Source organism: Aeromonas sp. FDAARGOS 1407 (assembly GCF_019048725.1).
Lineage (GTDB): Bacteria > Pseudomonadota > Gammaproteobacteria > Enterobacterales > Aeromonadaceae > Aeromonas > Aeromonas enteropelogenes.
In genome coordinates this window covers 2,855,843-2,872,442 of the sequence record NZ_CP077399.1, presented here as the reverse complement: position 1 = coordinate 2,872,442, position 16,600 = coordinate 2,855,843, and the positions used below count along the sequence as shown (strand labels likewise).

Here is a 16,600-nt window from a genome sequence, read left to right as displayed (position 1 = left end):
AACCCGCACGCCAGCTGCACACTGGCGGATAAAAACACACCGCGCACGGGGCGCGGTGTGTTTGTCGTTGGCTGGCGTTACGGATTGTAGGAGACGACCGAGCCACTGAGGCCCGTCATCTGGGCGATCCGTCCCTGCATCCCCTGCAGCTTGGCCTTGGAGACATCCGGACCGATAAAGACCCGGTTGAGCTGACCCTGCACCGGCGTGCGCGGCGAGGTGTGGGCCGAATAGCCCGCTGCCCGCAGCTTGCTCACCAGCGCATTGACGCTGTCGACATTCTTGAAGGCCCCGAGCTGGAGGATCCAGCTGCCCTGTGCCGGCGCGGGAGCTGGCTGGGTCGGCGTGTTCATCTTGCTCTCGATCAAATCGTCGAGGGACTTGATCTGGCCAGCCTGCGGCTTGGGCGGCGTCTTGACCACTTCGGCCGGCTTGGCAGGCTCGGGCTTGACCACCGGCTTGGGTGGCTCGACCGGTTTCTTGGCGACCACCTCGGGCTTGGGTTGCGGTTTGGGTTGTTCGACTGGTGCAGGTGCCGTTGGCTGAGCGGCGCTGCCCTGCCCCTGGTTTGCCAGGGTCATGGGATCGGCGATCTCTTCCACCTGCCACTGCTGGGCCGCCGAGGCCTGCTGCTGGCTGGCCTGATGCTCGGCAGGCAGGGTGCTGGCCGCAGAAACCTGCAGCTCGGGACGAGCGGGCTCCAGTTCAGGGCGCAGCGGGATCTTGGCGAATGCCTCCTCCTTTTGCGCCAGCTTCTGCCCATCCAGCAGATCCGGCAGGAAAATGACGACCAGGGCCACCAGGATGACGGTACCCACCAGACGGTTTTGAAACTTCGAGGCCAAGTTGACTCCTAGCTTTACTTAACTCGATACGCGGCAGGCCCCCGCAAGCGGGGGCAGGAGACTGCCCTAGCGGGGGACCTGCGCCAAAATGTCGGCGACAGTGTAAAACGAACCAAACACAATGACCATATCATCCGGACTCGATGCAGCCAGGGCAGTCCGATAGGCGTCAACCACGGCATCGTGAGTCTGTGCCGGGCCTCTGCCCTCCCCCAGCGCATCGCGCAGCTGGGTGGCGCTGGCCGCACGCGGCCCGGTGAGACTGGCCAGATGCCACTCGTCAATAAGGCCATCGAGTTCGGCGAGCGATCCCGCCATGTCCTTGTCTTTCAGCATGCCGACCACGGCCCGGCGCACGCCTTTGCATGGGATCTGGCGCAGCTGGCTGGCCAGATAGGCCGCCGAATGGGGATTGTGGGCCACATCGACGATGACCAGCGGCGCAGTTTGCAGCCGCTGCATCCGCCCGGCCAGGCGGGCATTCGCCAACCCTTCGCGGATGGCAGACTCCGGTAGCGGCAGACCCAGGGATTCCAGCGCGGCCAGCACGGTCACCGCGTTCATCAGCGGCAGGGCCGGTTTGGGCAGATCGCACCAGTGGTTGAGACCGTGATAATCCCAACCGCTGTCGTGCTCATCACCACGAAAGTCGATGCCGACCTGACGCAAATTGGCGCCGATGCGCAGTGCCTCGCTGGCAATGGTAGCTGGCGGATTGGGCTCACCGCTGATGGCGGGTTTGCCGGCGCGATACACCCCGGCCTTCTCCACCGCCACCGCCTCCCGGGTATCCCCCAGCCAGTCGCAGTGATCGAGCGCAATGGAGGTGATCAGGGCCACATCGGATTCCACCACATTAGTGGCATCGAGCCGGCCGCCCAGCCCCACTTCCAGCAGCAGTACGTCCGGCGCGGCGCGGCGAAACAGCCAGAGCCCAGCCAGGGTGGCAAACTCGAAGAAGGTGAGAGCCGTCTCGCCACGGGCCGCTTCCACTTCGGCAAAGGCGGCGCAGTGATCGCGCTCACTCAGCTCCTCGCCGTTGATCCGTACCCGTTCGGTAAAGCGCAGCAAATGGGGAGAGGAGTAGACACCGACCTGATAGCCCGCCGCCATCAGGATGCTGGCCGCCATGGCGCAGCTGGAGCCCTTGCCGTTGGTGCCCGCCACCGTGATCACCTTGAACGGCAGCTCGGTGAGCTCCATGCGGCGGGCGACGAGACCGACCCGATCCAGCCCCATGTCGATATTGACCGGGTGGATCTGCTCCAAATAAGAAAGCCAGTCGACCAGCGACCGGCTTTGGGATTGTTGCATGTTTGAGCTCATCTTTACTCTTCGATGACGTGCGTATTCATCAGTTTGGCAAGCAGGCTGGCCAGACGATTGCGCATCTCGCGACGGTCGATGATGAGGTCGATGGCGCCCTTCTCCAGCAGGAACTCGGAACGCTGGAAGCCTTCCGGCAGTTTCTCGCGCACTGTCTGCTCGATGACTCGCGGACCGGCAAAGCCAATCAACGCCTTGGGTTCGCCCACGTTGACGTCACCCAGCATGGCGAGACTGGCGGAAACGCCACCCATGGTGGGGTCGGTCAATACAGAGATATAGGGCAGGCCCGCCTTGGAGAGGCGATCCAGCGCCGCGCTGGTCTTGGCCATCTGCATCAGGGAGAACAGGGCCTCCTGCATGCGGGCACCGCCAGAGGCAGAGAAGCAGACCAGGCCGCGACCATCCTTCAGGCACTCCTCGACGGCGCGCACGAAACGGGCACCGACCACGGAGGACATGGAGCCGCCGATGAAGGAGAATTCGAATGAACAGGCAACGACCGGCACCCCTTTGAGGGTCCCTTTCATTACCACCAGCGCATCTTTCTCTCCCGTCTCTTTCTGAGCGGCAGACAAACGATCCTTGTAGCGCTTGGAATCCTTGAATTTCAGTACGTCATGGGGCTCCAGCTCGGCACCGACTTCGGTCCGATCCTGCTCGTCGAGGAAGCTCTCGAGACGGGCACGGGCGCTGATGCGCATATGATGATCACACTTGGGGCACACTTCGAGGTTGCGCTCCAGTTCTGCCCGGTAGAGCACCTGTTCACAAGCACTGCACTTGGTCCACACCCCTTCCGGAATGTTGTGACGACGAGGGGCAGTGATCTTGCTCTTGGGAAGAATCTTCTCAAGCCAGCTCATGGAATTCCTTAATGCTTTTGTGCCTGACAACACGCATCGAGCCTTGGTTGTTCAATGACTTAATAGCTCGATGGCAACAAATGACGGGTCATTAAACCACAATTTTTCGGGCGCAGTTACTAAAAACTGGTCGTACCCGGTGCCGAGTCCGGCAGCCACAGCGGACCGAGCGGCACCCGCGGCAGGGCAAGCTCTGCCGGGTAATCCACGTCCACCAGATAGAGACCACCGGCCTTGGCTGTCGGCCCTGCCAGGTTGCGATCTTTAGCCGCCAACACCTCGGCGATCCACTCCACAGGTTTGAGCCCCTGCCCCACCAGCAGCAGTGAACCTGTGATGTTGCGCACCATGTGGTGCAAGAAGGCGTTGGCGCGGATATCGAGCACCACATAGGGCCCCTGACGGCTGACGCACAGGTGGGTCACATTGCGCCACGGGGTCTTGGACTGGCAACCGATGGCCCGAAACGAGCTGAAATCCTGCTCACCAAGCAGATACTGGCCAGCCTGGTGCATCAGCTCGGCATCGATGGTCTCGTGGTAGTGGCTGACGCCGCTGCCGAGGATCGCCGGGCGATAGTTGTGGTTGTAGATGACATAACGGTAGCGGCGGGCGGTGGCGCTGAAACGGGCGTGGAACTCCTCGTCCACCTCCTTGACCCAGCGCACGGCGATGTCCGGCGGCAGGTTGGAGTTGAGCCCCAGGGTCCAGGCGGACTCGCTGCGGATCGCGTGGGTATCGAAGTGGATCACCTGGCCGGTAGCATGGACACCGGCATCGGTTCGGCCCGCACACTGGATAGAGACCGGATGATTGGCGATGCGGCTGAGGGCTTTTTCCAGCTCTTCCTGCACGCTGATCACTTCGCGCTGACGCTGCCAGCCAAAATACCGGCTGCCGTCATATTCAATACCTAGGGCAATTCGCATGGATAAACTTGTCTTGTTGTAAAAGGACGGTGAAAGAAAACTGGCGGATTATACGCGCCTCGTCTCAAAAATCCCAAAAAGCCGAAAGAAAAGAGGCAGCCTGCCGGCTGCCCCTGTCGTTATTGTCTTGCCGGCGCTGGTCTAGCCAAGGCGCTTGAGCAGCTTCTCGGCTTCGGCGCGCTGGTGATCGCTCCCCTGCTCCACCGCCTCTTGCAGCAGCTCGCGGGCGCTATCCTTGTCGTCGATCTCGAGGTAGGCGCGGGCCAGATCCAGCTTGGCCCCCACGCCGCCATCGTCGGCGTCCACGTCAAACCCGGTGGATTCCGGCAACACTTCGGGGAAACCGTCCAGCCCCACGTCCAGGGAGAAGTTCTGGTAAGGCTCCTGCTCGGGCACACCGGCATCGGCTTCGGCCAGCAGCTTGTCAATCTCGACGTAGCCGTTCTCCTCGGCCTGCTCGCGCGGCTGCACATCGCTCGGATGAGACTCCACCTCGGTGAAGGCATCTTCGAAATCGGCCAGCGCCAGTTCGTTGGGATCCCACTCCAGATCCGGTTTGGCATCCTGGGTACCGGTAGGCTCCAGGCCAAGCTCAGCCAGCATCTCGTCGGCACTGCTGTCTGCGCTCAGTTCGATCGCCTCGTCCCCCTTCGCCTCTTCACTCTTCACCTCATCGGCGGGCGCGTCGAAGGCACTCTCGAAATCGCTGAGATCGAAGCTTGCCAGCTCATCATCCGCCTCTTTATCAGTGGCCTGCTGGTTCAGTTCGGGTTCGATATCCGCAGCAAGATCGGCATCCAGCTCGGCAAACAGGGCCGCTTGCAGCTCCTCTTCGCTCATGATCTCGTCGGCGGCATCCGGCTTGGGATTGAACTCGCCGGCCAGATCCATGGCGGGTTCACTGTCCAGCGCCACCGGTTCGTCATGCTCCAGATCGAGGTCGGGCACCAGATCCGGATCGCGGCTCGCACTCTGGGCCGGCATCCGCTCGGGCTCGAAGCCTTGCAGCTCCATCTCGCCCTCATCGCTGAACACCAGATCCACATCCGCTTTTTCCGGCTCGTCCGGTGCAAAGCCGTCCGGGGTGTTGAGATCCGGCACCACGGGGCGCACCGGTTCGTTGTCGGTCACATCGACGCTGAGCAGGTCGTCAAACTCGTTGCGATCCTGATCCATCATCATGGCGGTGGATTCGGAGAGGCTCTTCTCCTGCTCTTCCAGCTCGCGGCGGGCACGGGCACGCAACCACAGGGTCACCATCGCCAATACCAGCAACACCGGCAGCAGGATGATCATGGCGAGGTTGAGCGGCGAAGAGAGCAAGTCCATCAGCCAGTTCTGCTTGGGTTCTGGCTCGGCCGCCACCGGCGGTACCGGTTTGGCCTTGAGTTCGGCAATCTCTTTTTGCAGCGCGGTCTGATCCTGCAACTGGGCCTTGAGGGTTTCCACCTCCTCGGTCAGGGATTGCAGACGCAGCTTGAGCCTGTGGTTCATCTCGGTCATCTGGCCGAGCTGGGCATTGGCATCTTCCAGCGCCAGCGCCATCTCGGTCGCCGGTTGGCCCACCGGCTTGTCGAGATCGGACGGCAGCGGGGTCGGCGCCGTTTCGGCTGCCGCACTCGGGGCCGGGACCACCGCCCCTTTCGGGGCGGGTTCGCTTACCTTGGCCACTTCCTGCGGTTGTGCCTTGGGTTCGACGACAGGTGCAGGAATGGGCGCCGGCTTGACGACCGGAGCGGGAGCCACAGGCGCTTTCACGGATTCGGGTTTGACCGGCTCAGGCTTGGCAGGGGCCGCCTTGGCCACCACGGGCTTGGCGGTATGAGCCTGCTTGTCAGCCAGATATTTGGGGCTCAGCCCCTTCCAGCTGGCGTTGTCACTGCGGAACTTGGCGCGGGCCTCGGCATCCGTGATGACGCTCGCTTCTGCCGCCGTGGGCAGCAAGATGCGGGACCCCACCAAGATATGGTTGATGTTGCCATCGGCGAAGCTACGGGGGTTTTTCTCGTAGATGGCGACCATGGTCTGGTAGACGCTGACCCGGCTGGAGGGGCGGTACTTGTTCGCCAGGCTCCAGAGGGTATCGGTCGGACGGATCGGGCCATAGCTGCCCGCATTGGCGGTGGCGACCTGACGAACCACGGGCTGGGCGGTGGCACGCACCGGTTGTGCCACGGGTCTTGCTGCCGGCTCGGCCTGCTGCTGAGTATTGACGGCAGGTGCTTCAGGCTGATCAGGGCCTTTGAGCTCGACAAAAAAAGGCGCGCGCGCAGGATCTTCGGCCTGGGCCGGGCCCAGCAGGCCCAGTGCGAGTAGCGTTGCCAACGTTATGCGGGAATGTCCCATATTCGTTCCTTCGTATGACGGCCCTATCACATTGAAAAATCTGGATAGTTACCCCAAAACAATCGGTTCAATATAAATCAGGCTTGCATCGCAAGCCAGCAGTCCGACACATTTAGCACCCAACTTGTTCCTGAGTGTAGGAAAAAACTTAATCAGTTGATATCACAACAGAATCTGGATGCAACGTAGTGCGGCCCCGGTCACACCCGGATCAGGTGCACCAGTGCCGGTATCGAGTGCCCAGGTACGCGGCGCTCCCTGCCGCGTCCCCATACTGCCTTCAGCCCTTACAGATAGTCGCGCACCAGCAATTCGGCAATCTGTACGCTGTTGGTGGCGGCGCCCTTACGAACGTTATCGGCCACGATCCACATATTTACACCACAAGGGTGAGAAATATCCTGGCGAACTCGGCCCACCAGCACCTCATCCTTGCCGGTTGCGTCGCGCACCGGGGTCGGATAATCCTCTTCCTCGTCAAACAGGGTCACGCCGGGAGCATGGCGCAGCAGATCCTTGACCTGCTCGGCATCCAGCGGCTGGTGCAACTCGACATGGACCGCCTCGGCATGGCCGTAGAACACAGGCACCCGCACGCAGGTAGGGTTCACGGCGATACTGGCATCCCCCAGGATCTTCTGGGTCTCCCATACCATCTTCATCTCTTCACGGGTGTAGCCATTGTCGGTGAAGCTGTCGATCTGCGGAATGAGGTTGAAGGCGATCTGCTGCGGATAGAGACTCGGTTCCACCGGACGGCCGTTGAGCAGCTGCGCGGTCTGGCCGGCCAGCTCGCTCACCCCCTCCTTGCCGGAACCGGAGACGGACTGGTAGGTCGCCACATTGATGCGGGCGATGCCCACCTCGTCGTGCAGGGGCTTGAGCGCCACCAGCATCTGGATGGTGGAGCAGTTCGGGTTGGCGATGATGTTGCGGTTGCGAAAATCCGCCAGGGCGTCCGGGTTCACTTCCGGGATCACCAGCGGAATGTCTTCGTCGTAACGGAAGCAGGAGGTATTGTCGATGACGATGCAGCCGTGCTCGGCGGCAACCGGCGCCCACTTGGCGGACGCCTCGGCACCGGCGGAAAAAAGGGCGATCTGCACCTGGCTCCAGTCAAACTCCTCGACATCCTGGATCTCGAGGTTCTTGCCATCAAAGCGCACGGTTTCCCCGGCGCTGCGGCTGGAGGCCAGCGGATAGAGGGTCGCCACCGGGAACTCGCGCTCCTCCAGGATCTCGATCATCGCCTGACCCACGGCGCCGCTTGCGCCCAATACCGCTACGTTAAACTGCTGGCTCATTCTGTTCTCCTCTGAAAATGGTGCGATGGCGCCGACAGGCACCATGGTCGGCAGACTGGTGTCTGCCTGAAATGTCCGAACCGGTGCAAGGACCCCGACACCAGTTCGGTAATAACTTGGCAATCACGCGCGAATGGCCGCTTCGTGCCACCCGATCAGGGCCGGGAGATATCGAATCCCAAGGCCCCCAACGCCGCGCTGGCATGCTCCCCGCCGATCTGCAGGGAGGATAGTTCACGGCGCTCCGGGTAGTGCTTGCGCTGGGCATCGAAACTGCCGGGCTGCCCCAGCCGGTTGCGAAAACGGGCATCATCGCGGCGCACGTCATAAATAAGGTGCACCAGCTGCTTGATCAACGCCTGATCCGGCGCCCGGCCCGGCTCGACCAGCCGCACATCGGGCGGCGGCAGGAGGCGGCGCAGATCCTGGCGCGGCTCGCGCCCCAACTGGCGGCAGAGCGCCTCATAGAGCATCCAGGTGCCACGGGCCTTGCCCTCCAGGCTGTAGCCCGCAATATGGGGCGTGGCGATCTCGGTATGAGGCACCAGCGCCTGCAACGGATCGGGCTCCCCTTCCCACACATCCATTACCAACCGCAGTGGTTCAGGCCCCTGTTGGCGAGCAAGCAGCGCCCGGTTGTCCCACACCTCGCCGCGGGAGGCGTTGATAAGGATCTGGCCTGCGGGCCGCCTGGCAATCTCCTGCTCCCCCAGCAAATGGAAGGTGGCATCCGGCCCCTCGCGGGTGATGGGCACGTGGAAGCTGATGATATCGGCGCCAAGGGCGCTCTGGTAATCTACATACTCCCCCGCCGCGCCACTGCGGGCCTTGGGCGGATCGCAGCGCAGCACCTTCATGCCGAGCGCCTCGGCCTTGGTGGCCACGCACTCGCCGGTGTTGCCGGCACCGATCACCGCCAGGGTCAGGTTGGCGAGCACCAGTTCGTAGCGCTCGGCCAGCACCAGCAAGGCGCTCAGCACATAGTCACCGACCGAATACTTGTTGCAGCCGGGGGCACTGAAAAAGGGGATGTGGCGACTCGCCAAGAGCGCCTTGTCCACATGATCCGTCCCTATGGTGGCGGTACCGACGAAGCGCAATTTGGGACAATCCGCCAGCAGGGCCGCGTCGACCCGGGTGACGGAGCGCACCAGGAGGACGTCCGCATCCTGCAGATCCTGCGCCTGCATCTGCCGCCCTGGCAGGGGGACGACCTCACCGAATTCGGCAAACAGCTCCACGGCGTGGGGCATATTCTCATCAACGACTATTTTCATCGGGCTCTCTTTGGTCAATACCGCCAGCGCGCGCCATTCTAGCCCAAAGCCAGTCAGTATTTCAGCCCGTTACGCAATAACAGTGCCAGCGCGTCCCGATTTCAGCGCTGCGGTACACACAACAACCAGATGGAGGACGCTATGTGGCCGATTGTGTAAGCAGAGGTAACAAGGAGGCAACAGACTTTGCCCTCCCGGTTGCCCGCTGGCACAATGACCCTCTTTTGCCATCGCCCTTGTCTCTTTTCTTTATGTCGCCACAGCTTCACGCCACCGCCCTCACTCGCCGTCAGGTAGCCGGTTTCAGCGCCCTGCTGATCCTCCCCCTGCTGCTGCTCGTCTGCCTGCCCTGGCAACCTTTTATTCCCGCGCTGCTGCATGAGGACTGGCTATGGTGGCTCTACGCCCTTACCCGTACGGTCGATCTCCCCGGGATCGCGGTAACAGGCGCCGTGTTGCTGCTATTGACCCGCCACAAGCTCAAACTGGATCACGCCGCCTTTGTGGCCCTCGCCGGCGCCCTGTTTGCCCTGCTGGTCTGTGACTGGCTCCTCAAGAGCCTCATCAAGCACCTGACTGAGGAGCCCAGGCCCTATCTGCTCTGGCTCGAGAGCCAATCCCTCATCCCGGCGATCAAGGCCTTCTACGCCAGCGCCACCGAACTGCGCAGCGAACAGGTCCATGCCGCCAGCCAGTTGCTGGCCCTGCCCGACTGGCTGAGTCATCACTGGCAGGCGGAGGTGAACTACGCCTTCCCCTCCGGCCACAGCATCGCCGCCATCGCGCTGGCGCAGTTTTTCGGCCTGATCTGGCTGGCCTGTGCCCCCGGGGGAGTCTGGCTGCTCCCCCTGTGGGCACTGGGAATTGGTCTGTCGCGGATGCTGCTCGGCATGCACTGGCCCATTGACGTGCTGGCCAGTGCCCTGCTTGGTGCCTTCACTGCCCTCATTGCGGCGCGCTGGTGGCTGCGCCGGTACTAGGTCGCCCCCTTGGCCAGACGGGGGGACAAGCACCGGCTTTTTTGCCATAATGCCGCCCTGTTTTACGCCGACCGAGATCCCATGACCGACGCAGTTCATACCCTCAAGGGCCGTTTTCGTGGTTTTTACCCCGTCGTCATCGATGTTGAAACCGCAGGTTTCAATGCCAAAACCGATGCCCTGCTCGAAATCGCCGCTTATACCCTGAAAATGGATGAGCAGGGCTGGCTCGTGCCCGACCAAATCTTCCACTTTCATGTCGAGCCGTTCGAAGGGGCCAATCTGGAGAAGGCCGCGCTGGAGTTCACCGGCATCGACCCCTACAACCCGCTGCGCGGAGCCGTCTCAGAGAAAGAGGCGCTGACCGAGATCTTCAAGGGCATTCGCAAGGGGATGAAGGAGCAGGATTGCGGCCGCGCCATCATAGTGGCCCACAACGCCACCTTCGATCATGGCTTCGTCATGGCCGCCGCCGAGCGGGCCGGGCTCAAGCGCAATCCGTTCCACCCTTTTGCCACCTTCGATACCGCCGCCCTGTCCGGGCTGGCCCTCGGCCAGACAGTGCTGGCCAAGGCGTGTCAGGCTGCCCGCATCCCGTTTGACAACAAAGAGGCCCACTCCGCCCTCTATGACACGGAGCGCACCACGGATCTCTTCTGCCATATCGTCAACCGCTGGAAGAGCATGGGGGGCTGGCCTCCCGCCCAGGTGAATGAAGAGACCACCGATGCCCCTGCCAACAACGATGCGCAGGAGGCATAAACAAAAGGCTGCCATGGGCAGCCTTTTTGCTGTTGGCCATAAGGCCGGGGCATCTTCCTGACCCCATTCTGACCAGCATAGAGACGAACTGCGGAGATAAATCCCGTACAGGATCAACTTTGTGCCAGATGCCGCTACCAGATGCCCCTCTCTCCTGATTTTTTTCTCGACATTTGTCACATTTTTCGCAAACTAGCTCTCTTTCATATGACAGACAGCAATCACAAACTATAAGGAAATCAAATGAATCCTGTTGTTGTCGCAGTGGGGCTGATGCTGGTGCTCAGCCTGCTGCGGATCAATGTGGTGGTCTCCCTCGCCCTGGGCGCCATTGCCGGCGGCCTGGTCGGCGGGCTCTCGCTGACCGACACCCTCAGCACCTTCAGCGGTGGCCTGGGTGGCGGTGCCGAAATCGCCCTCTCTTACGCCATGCTGGGTGCCTTCGCCGTCGCCATCTCCCGCTCCGGGATCACCGACTTGCTGGCCCGCAAGGTGATCAGCCAACTGGGCAAAGATGCCAGCAGCTCCCGTATCCTCTGGGTCAAGGCTCTGCTGCTTTGCTCCATCCTGGCCGTCGCCATCTCTTCCCAGAACCTGATCCCGGTTCATATCGCCTTCATTCCGATCCTGATCCCGCCCCTGTTGCACGTGATGGCACAGATGCGGATCGACCGTCGCCAGGTAGCCTGTGTCATCACCTTCGGCCTGACCGCGACCTATATGCTGTTGCCGGTCGGCTTTGGCGGCATCTTCCTGAACAACATTCTGGCCAAGAACCTGATCGACAACGGCGTCGCCATCACCACCAGCCAGATCCCGATGGCCATGGCCATCCCGGTCGGCGGCATGGTGCTGGGTCTGCTGGTGGCCGTCTTTATTAGCTACCGCAAGCCCCGTCAGTATGATCTGGCCAAGATCCTGGATGCCGAGCCGGAAGCCGTCGAGCTCAACCTCACCCACATCTGGGTTGCCTTGCTTGCCATCGCCGTGGCCCTCGGCCTGCAGCTGATGACCAACAGCATCGTCCTGGGTGCCCTGGCCGGTTTCGTCATCTTCACCTGTGGTGGCGTCATCAAATTCCGCGAGAGCCAGGATGCCTTCACCCAGGGGGTGCGCATGATGTCGCTGATCGGCTTCATCATGATCTCCGCCGCCGGTTTTGCCGCCGTGATGAAGGCCACCCACGGGGTCGAAAGCCTGGTGCAGGTCGTTGCCTCCAGCATTGGCCAGCACAAAGGGATTGCCGCCTTCCTGATGCTGCTGGTGGGTCTGCTTATCACCATGGGGATTGGCTCCTCTTTCTCCACCGTGCCCATCATCGCCACCATTTATGTGCCCCTCTGCCTGCAACTGGGCTTCTCCCCCATGGCGATCATCGCCCTGGTCGGCACCGCCGGCGCGCTGGGTGATGCTGGCTCCCCCGCCTCTGACTCCACCCTGGGCCCGACCTCGGGTCTCAATGCCGATGGTCAGCACGACCATATCTGGGACAGCGTGGTGCCCACCTTTATCCACTACAATATCCCGCTCATCATCTTCGGCTGGATTGCCGCCATGGTGCTCTAAGCGCGAGATATCCGGCTGGATAAAGAGATGCAAAAGGCGACCTCGGGGTCGCCTTTTTACTGCCTGCCGCCGACTACGAATGGAAGAGTGCCCGCACACTCAGGCTTTGCCTCATGTCAGGGGAACAGGCAAGCTGGCCCCCTGCATCTTTTTATGTTCCTCTTCATGCCCCTCTTCTCTTGTTTCTCTTGTCGCTCGCTCGTTGAGGTCACAAGCGCCCCTTCTCCTTATTCCCTTTCTTGCCATTGCAAGTGCGGCAACAACCACAGGGTAAATCCGTTGCCAACAAGGCACTCTCGATCCTGCACTACCAGCCTTATGGCAACTCCCCCCATCAAGATAAAAAAAGGCCGCTCATTGAGCGGCCTTTTGATGGGTAGTGTCGGGATTAACCCAGACGAACCCGGGCATTGCGGAACATCCGCATCCAGGCGCCATCCTCGCCCCAGTTGTCCGGGTGCCAGGAGTTGGCCACGGTGCGGAACACCCGCTCCGGGTGCGGCATCATGATGGTGGCGCGGCCATCCGTAGTGGTCACGGCGGTGATGCCGTCCGGCGAGCCGTTCGGGTTGGCAGGATAGTGCTCGGTCACCTGACCGCGGTTATCCACGAAACGCAGCCCCACCAGACCGCTGGCTTGCAGCGCCGCCAGGTGGGCGCCGTCGCGCACTTCCACCCGCCCTTCCCCGTGGGAGACGGCGATCGGCATCATGGAGCCTGCCATGCCGGCGAAGAAGGCGGACGGGGAGTCCTGTACTTCCACCAGGCTGAAGCGGGCCTCGAAGCGCTCGGAGCGGTTGCGCACGAAGCGCGGCCAGAGATCGGCACCCGGGATGAGCTCGCGCAGGTTGGACATCATCTGGCAACCGTTGCAGACACCGAGTGACAGGGTATCGCCGCGTTCGAAGAAGCGCTGGAACTGCTCGCGGGCGCCATCGTTGAACAGGATGGACTTGGCCCAGCCTTCACCCGCCCCCAGCACGTCGCCGTAGGAGAAGCCGCCACAGGCCACCAGGCTCTGGAACTGCTCCAACTTGATACGACCGGAGAGGATATCGCTCATATGCACGTCGACGGCGGTGAAGCCGGCGCGGTCAAACGCCGCCGCCATCTCCACGTGGGAGTTGACCCCCTGCTCGCGCAGCACCGCCAGACGTGGCGAGGCCCCCTTGGCGATATAGGGCGCCGCCACATCGTCGGACGGGTTGTAGCAGAGCTTGGCCTGCAGGCCCGGATCGGTGGCGTCCTGACGGGCGGCATGCTCCTGATCCGCGCACTCGGGGTTGTCGCGCAGGCGCTGCATCTGCCAGCTGGTCTCGCCCCAGATGGTGCGCAGGGCGGTGCGGCTGGCACGGTAAACCTCCTGACCGGCCCGCTGCAGGGTGATGAGATCCCCCTCGCGCACCGTGCCGAGCACGTGGGAGCAGGCGGCCAGCCCATGGCCGGCCAAAAGCGTCAGCACCGCTTCCTTATCTTCACGGCGCACCTGGATGACAGCACCCAGCTCCTCGTTGAACAGGGCCGGCAGCAGGTCGCCACCGATGCGATCCAGTTGCAGATCGAGGCCGCAGTGACCGGCGAAGGCCATCTCCACCAGGGTGACGAAGAGGCCGCCATCGGAGCGGTCATGGTAGGCAATCAGCTTGCGATCGGCCACCAGCGCCTGGATGGCGTTGAAGAAGCCCTTGAGCTGGACCGGGTTGTCCAGATCCGGCGCCTTGTCACCCAGCTGGCGATAGACCTGGGCCAGGGCGGAGGCGCCGAGGCGCTGCTTGCCGTTGCCAAGATCGATGAGGATAAGGTCGGTTTCACCGAGATCGCTGCGCAGTTGCGGCGTGACGGTGTTGCGCACATCCTCGACCCGGGCAAAGGCGGAGATGAGCAGGGAGAGCGGCGAGGTGACGCTTTGCTCCTTGCCATCCTGCTGCCAGCGGGTCTTCATGGACATGGAGTCCTTGCCCACCGGGATGGTGATGCCAAGGGCCGGGCAGAGCTCCTCACCAACCGCCTTGACCGCCTCATAAAGACCGGCATCTTCACCCGGGTGACCGGCAGCGGCCATCCAGTTGGCGGAGAGCTTGACCCGCTTGAGGGAACCGATGTGAGCCGGTGCCAGGTTGGTGAGCGCTTCCGCCACCGCCATACGGGCAGAAGCGGCGTGGGAGAGCAGCGCGACCGGAGTGCGCTCGCCCATCGACATGGCTTCGCCGTGATAACTGTCATAGGTGGCCGCGGTGACGGCGCAATCGGCCACCGGGATCTGCCAGGGGCCGACCATCTGGTCGCGATTGACCAGACCGGTCACGCTGCGATCGCCGATGGTGATGAGGAAGGACTTCTCCGCCACGGTGGGCAGACGCAATACCCGTTCGGCGGCTTCACTGAGAGTGATGCCATCCAGTTGTAGCGGCTTGCCTTGCGCCGGCAGAGTCACCACGTCGCGGTGCATCTTGGGGGTCTTGCCGAGCAGCACGTCCAGCGGCAGATCGATGGGGTGGTTGTCAAAATGCTGATCGGAGAGGGTCAGATGCTTCTCTTCGGTCGCGCTGCCGATCACGGCATAGGGAGCGCGCTCACGCTCACACAGGGCCTTGAACAGCGGCAACTTATCTTGCGCCACCGCCAGCACGTAACGCTCCTGGGATTCGTTGCACCAGATCTCCAGCGGGCTCATGCCCGGCTCGTCGTTAGGAATGGCACGCAAATCGAAACGGCCACCGCGATCACCGTCGCTCACCAGCTCCGGCATGGCGTTGGAGAGACCACCCGCACCCACGTCGTGGATAAAGACGATGGGGTTGTCGTCCCCCAGTTGCCAGCAGCGGTCGATCACCTCCTGGCAACGGCGCTCCATCTCGGGGTTGTCACGCTGCACCGAGGCAAAGTCGAGATCTTCTGCCGACTGGCCGGAGGCCATGGAGGAGGCGGCACCGCCCCCCAGACCGATGTTCATCGCCGGGCCACCCAGCACAATCAGCGCGGCGCCGACCGGGATCTCCCCTTTCTGGACATGTTCGGTGCGGATGTTGCCGATGCCGCCTGCCAGCATGATGGGCTTGTGGTAGCCACGCACCTCGACGCCGTTGTGGCTCGGCACCTCCTCTTCGAAGGTACGGAAGTAACCGAGAATGGCCGGACGGCCGAACTCGTTGTTGAACGCGGCACCGCCAAGCGGCCCCTCCTGCATGATGTCAAAGGCGCTGACAATGCGGCTCGGCTTGCCGAAATCCTGCTCCCAGGGCTGCTCGAAACCGGGGATACGCAGGTTGGAGACGGAGAAGCCCACCAGACCCGCCTTGGGCTTGGCGCCACGGCCGGTGGCTCCCTCATCGCGGATCTCGCCGCCGGAGCCGGTGGCGGCGCCCGGGAACGGAGAGATGGCGGTCGGGTGGTTGTGGGTCTCCACCTTCATCAGAATGTCGACCTGCTCCTGATGGTACTGGTACTCGCCGTTGGTCGGGCTCGGGAAGAAGCGGCCACCCTGGCTCCCTTCCATCACGGCAGCGTTGTCTTTATAGGCAGAGAGGACATGATCCGGCGTCTGCTCGAAGGTGTTCTTGATCATCTTGAACAGCGACTTGGGCTGCTGCTCACCGTCGATGGTCCAGTCGGCGTTGAAGATCTTGTGGCGGCAGTGCTCCGAGTTTGCCTGGGCAAACATGTAGAGCTCGATGTCGTTGGGGTTGCGGCCAAGCCTGGTGAAGTTCTCCACCAGATAGTCGATCTCGTCATCGGCCAGCGCCAGACCCAGCGCCACGTTGGCCTCGGCCAACGCGGCGCGGCCACCGGCCAGCACGTCCACCTGGGTGAAGGGGCGCGGCTCGTGATGGGCAAACAAGGCTGCGGCCTCGTTCATCTCGCCAAACACCGTCTCCATCATGCGGTCGTGCAGCACGGCGGCCACGTCGGCGCGCTGGGCATCGCTCAGCTCACCCTTGGCCTGAACGTAATAGGCGATGCCTCGCTCGAGCCGTTTGACCTGGGTCAGGCCGCAGTTGTGGGCGATGTCGGTTGCTTTGGAAGACCAGGGGGAGATAGTGCCGGGGCGGGGGGTAACGAGAAACAGCTGACCGCTGGGGGTGTGTTCAGGGATGGTCGGGCCGTAGCGCAGGAGCTGGCCCAATGTCGCTCGCTCCGGGGGCGACAGCGGGCTCGAGAGTTCGGCGAAGTGCACGTATTCGGCATAGACATCCTCTATCTCTACTCCTCTCTCCTGTTTCATCTGCGCGAAGCGCTGCAGCAGTTTTTGGACACGAAAATCAGACAGTGCGGGGGCACCACGCAAGATATCCATATGACCTTTCTCACCAAGTGTTGAAGTGGGGGGGAATTGAGACGCGCGTATTATAGGGATCTGGCTCACGGCGGACAAACGTTTTTCTAATTTGATGCAGTGTGA

General features: G+C 62.4%; 11 protein-coding genes. 3 read left to right on the top strand and 8 right to left on the bottom strand.

Translation table 11 applies throughout. From position 1 onward, the window contains the following. Window positions 1–77: 77 nt before the first annotated feature. From dedD to I6L37_RS13630, 7 genes are all read right to left on the bottom strand, one after another. On the bottom strand, window positions 78–845 hold the full coding sequence (dedD, locus tag I6L37_RS13660; protein ID WP_042025986.1) for a cell division protein DedD: 768 nt from the start codon (window positions 843–845) through the stop codon (window positions 78–80). Between the two features lie 66 nt (window positions 846–911). After that, window positions 912–2,171: a bifunctional tetrahydrofolate synthase/dihydrofolate synthase gene (gene folC, locus I6L37_RS13655; protein WP_216992130.1), complete on the bottom strand. Its 1,260-nt coding sequence runs from the start codon at window positions 2,169–2,171 to the stop codon at window positions 912–914. Between the two features lie 2 nt (window positions 2,172–2,173). Continuing rightward, a complete protein-coding gene (accD, locus tag I6L37_RS13650; RefSeq protein ID WP_026458562.1) occupies window positions 2,174–3,037 on the bottom strand; it encodes an acetyl-CoA carboxylase, carboxyltransferase subunit beta in 864 nt (287 codons plus the stop codon). Between the two features lie 119 nt (window positions 3,038–3,156). Then, complete coding sequence (truA, locus tag I6L37_RS13645; RefSeq protein WP_042025983.1) at window positions 3,157–3,966, bottom strand: tRNA pseudouridine(38-40) synthase TruA; 810 nt, start codon at window positions 3,964–3,966, stop codon at window positions 3,157–3,159. Window positions 3,967–4,107: 141 nt separating this feature from the next. Beyond that, the gene (locus tag I6L37_RS13640) at window positions 4,108–6,312 is read right to left on the bottom strand and encodes a FimV/HubP family polar landmark protein (protein ID WP_216992129.1); all 2,205 of its coding nucleotides are present in this window, start codon (window positions 6,310–6,312) and stop codon (window positions 4,108–4,110) included. A 287-nt stretch (window positions 6,313–6,599) separates the two neighbouring features. Then, window positions 6,600–7,616: an aspartate-semialdehyde dehydrogenase gene (locus I6L37_RS13635; RefSeq protein WP_042025981.1), complete on the bottom strand. Its 1,017-nt coding sequence runs from the start codon at window positions 7,614–7,616 to the stop codon at window positions 6,600–6,602. A 155-nt stretch (window positions 7,617–7,771) separates the two neighbouring features. Next, a complete protein-coding gene (locus tag I6L37_RS13630; RefSeq protein WP_216992128.1) occupies window positions 7,772–8,893 on the bottom strand; it encodes a 4-phosphoerythronate dehydrogenase in 1,122 nt (373 codons plus the stop codon). A gap of 251 nt (window positions 8,894–9,144) precedes the next feature. On the opposite strand from I6L37_RS13630, the gene I6L37_RS13625 reads away from it, so the two are divergent. The 3 genes from I6L37_RS13625 to I6L37_RS13615 all read left to right on the top strand — a co-directional run bounded on the left by I6L37_RS13625 (window position 9,145) and on the right by I6L37_RS13615 (window position 12,201). Next, a complete protein-coding gene (locus I6L37_RS13625; protein ID WP_216992127.1) occupies window positions 9,145–9,873 on the top strand; it encodes a phosphatase PAP2 family protein in 729 nt (242 codons plus the stop codon). A gap of 81 nt (window positions 9,874–9,954) precedes the next feature. Continuing rightward, entirely contained in the window at window positions 9,955–10,635 is a 681-nt protein-coding gene (gene rnt / locus I6L37_RS13620) for a ribonuclease T (RefSeq protein WP_216992126.1), read from the top strand. A 243-nt stretch (window positions 10,636–10,878) separates the two neighbouring features. Beyond that, window positions 10,879–12,201 (top strand): Na+/H+ antiporter family protein, encoded by a 1,323-nt coding sequence (locus tag I6L37_RS13615; protein WP_042025976.1) that lies wholly within the window; start codon window positions 10,879–10,881, stop codon window positions 12,199–12,201. A gap of 388 nt (window positions 12,202–12,589) precedes the next feature. Here the strand turns inward: I6L37_RS13615 and purL are convergent, their stop codons facing one another. Continuing rightward, entirely contained in the window at window positions 12,590–16,495 is a 3,906-nt protein-coding gene (gene purL, locus I6L37_RS13610; RefSeq protein WP_216992125.1) for a phosphoribosylformylglycinamidine synthase, read from the bottom strand. Window positions 16,496–16,600 lie beyond the last annotated feature (105 nt).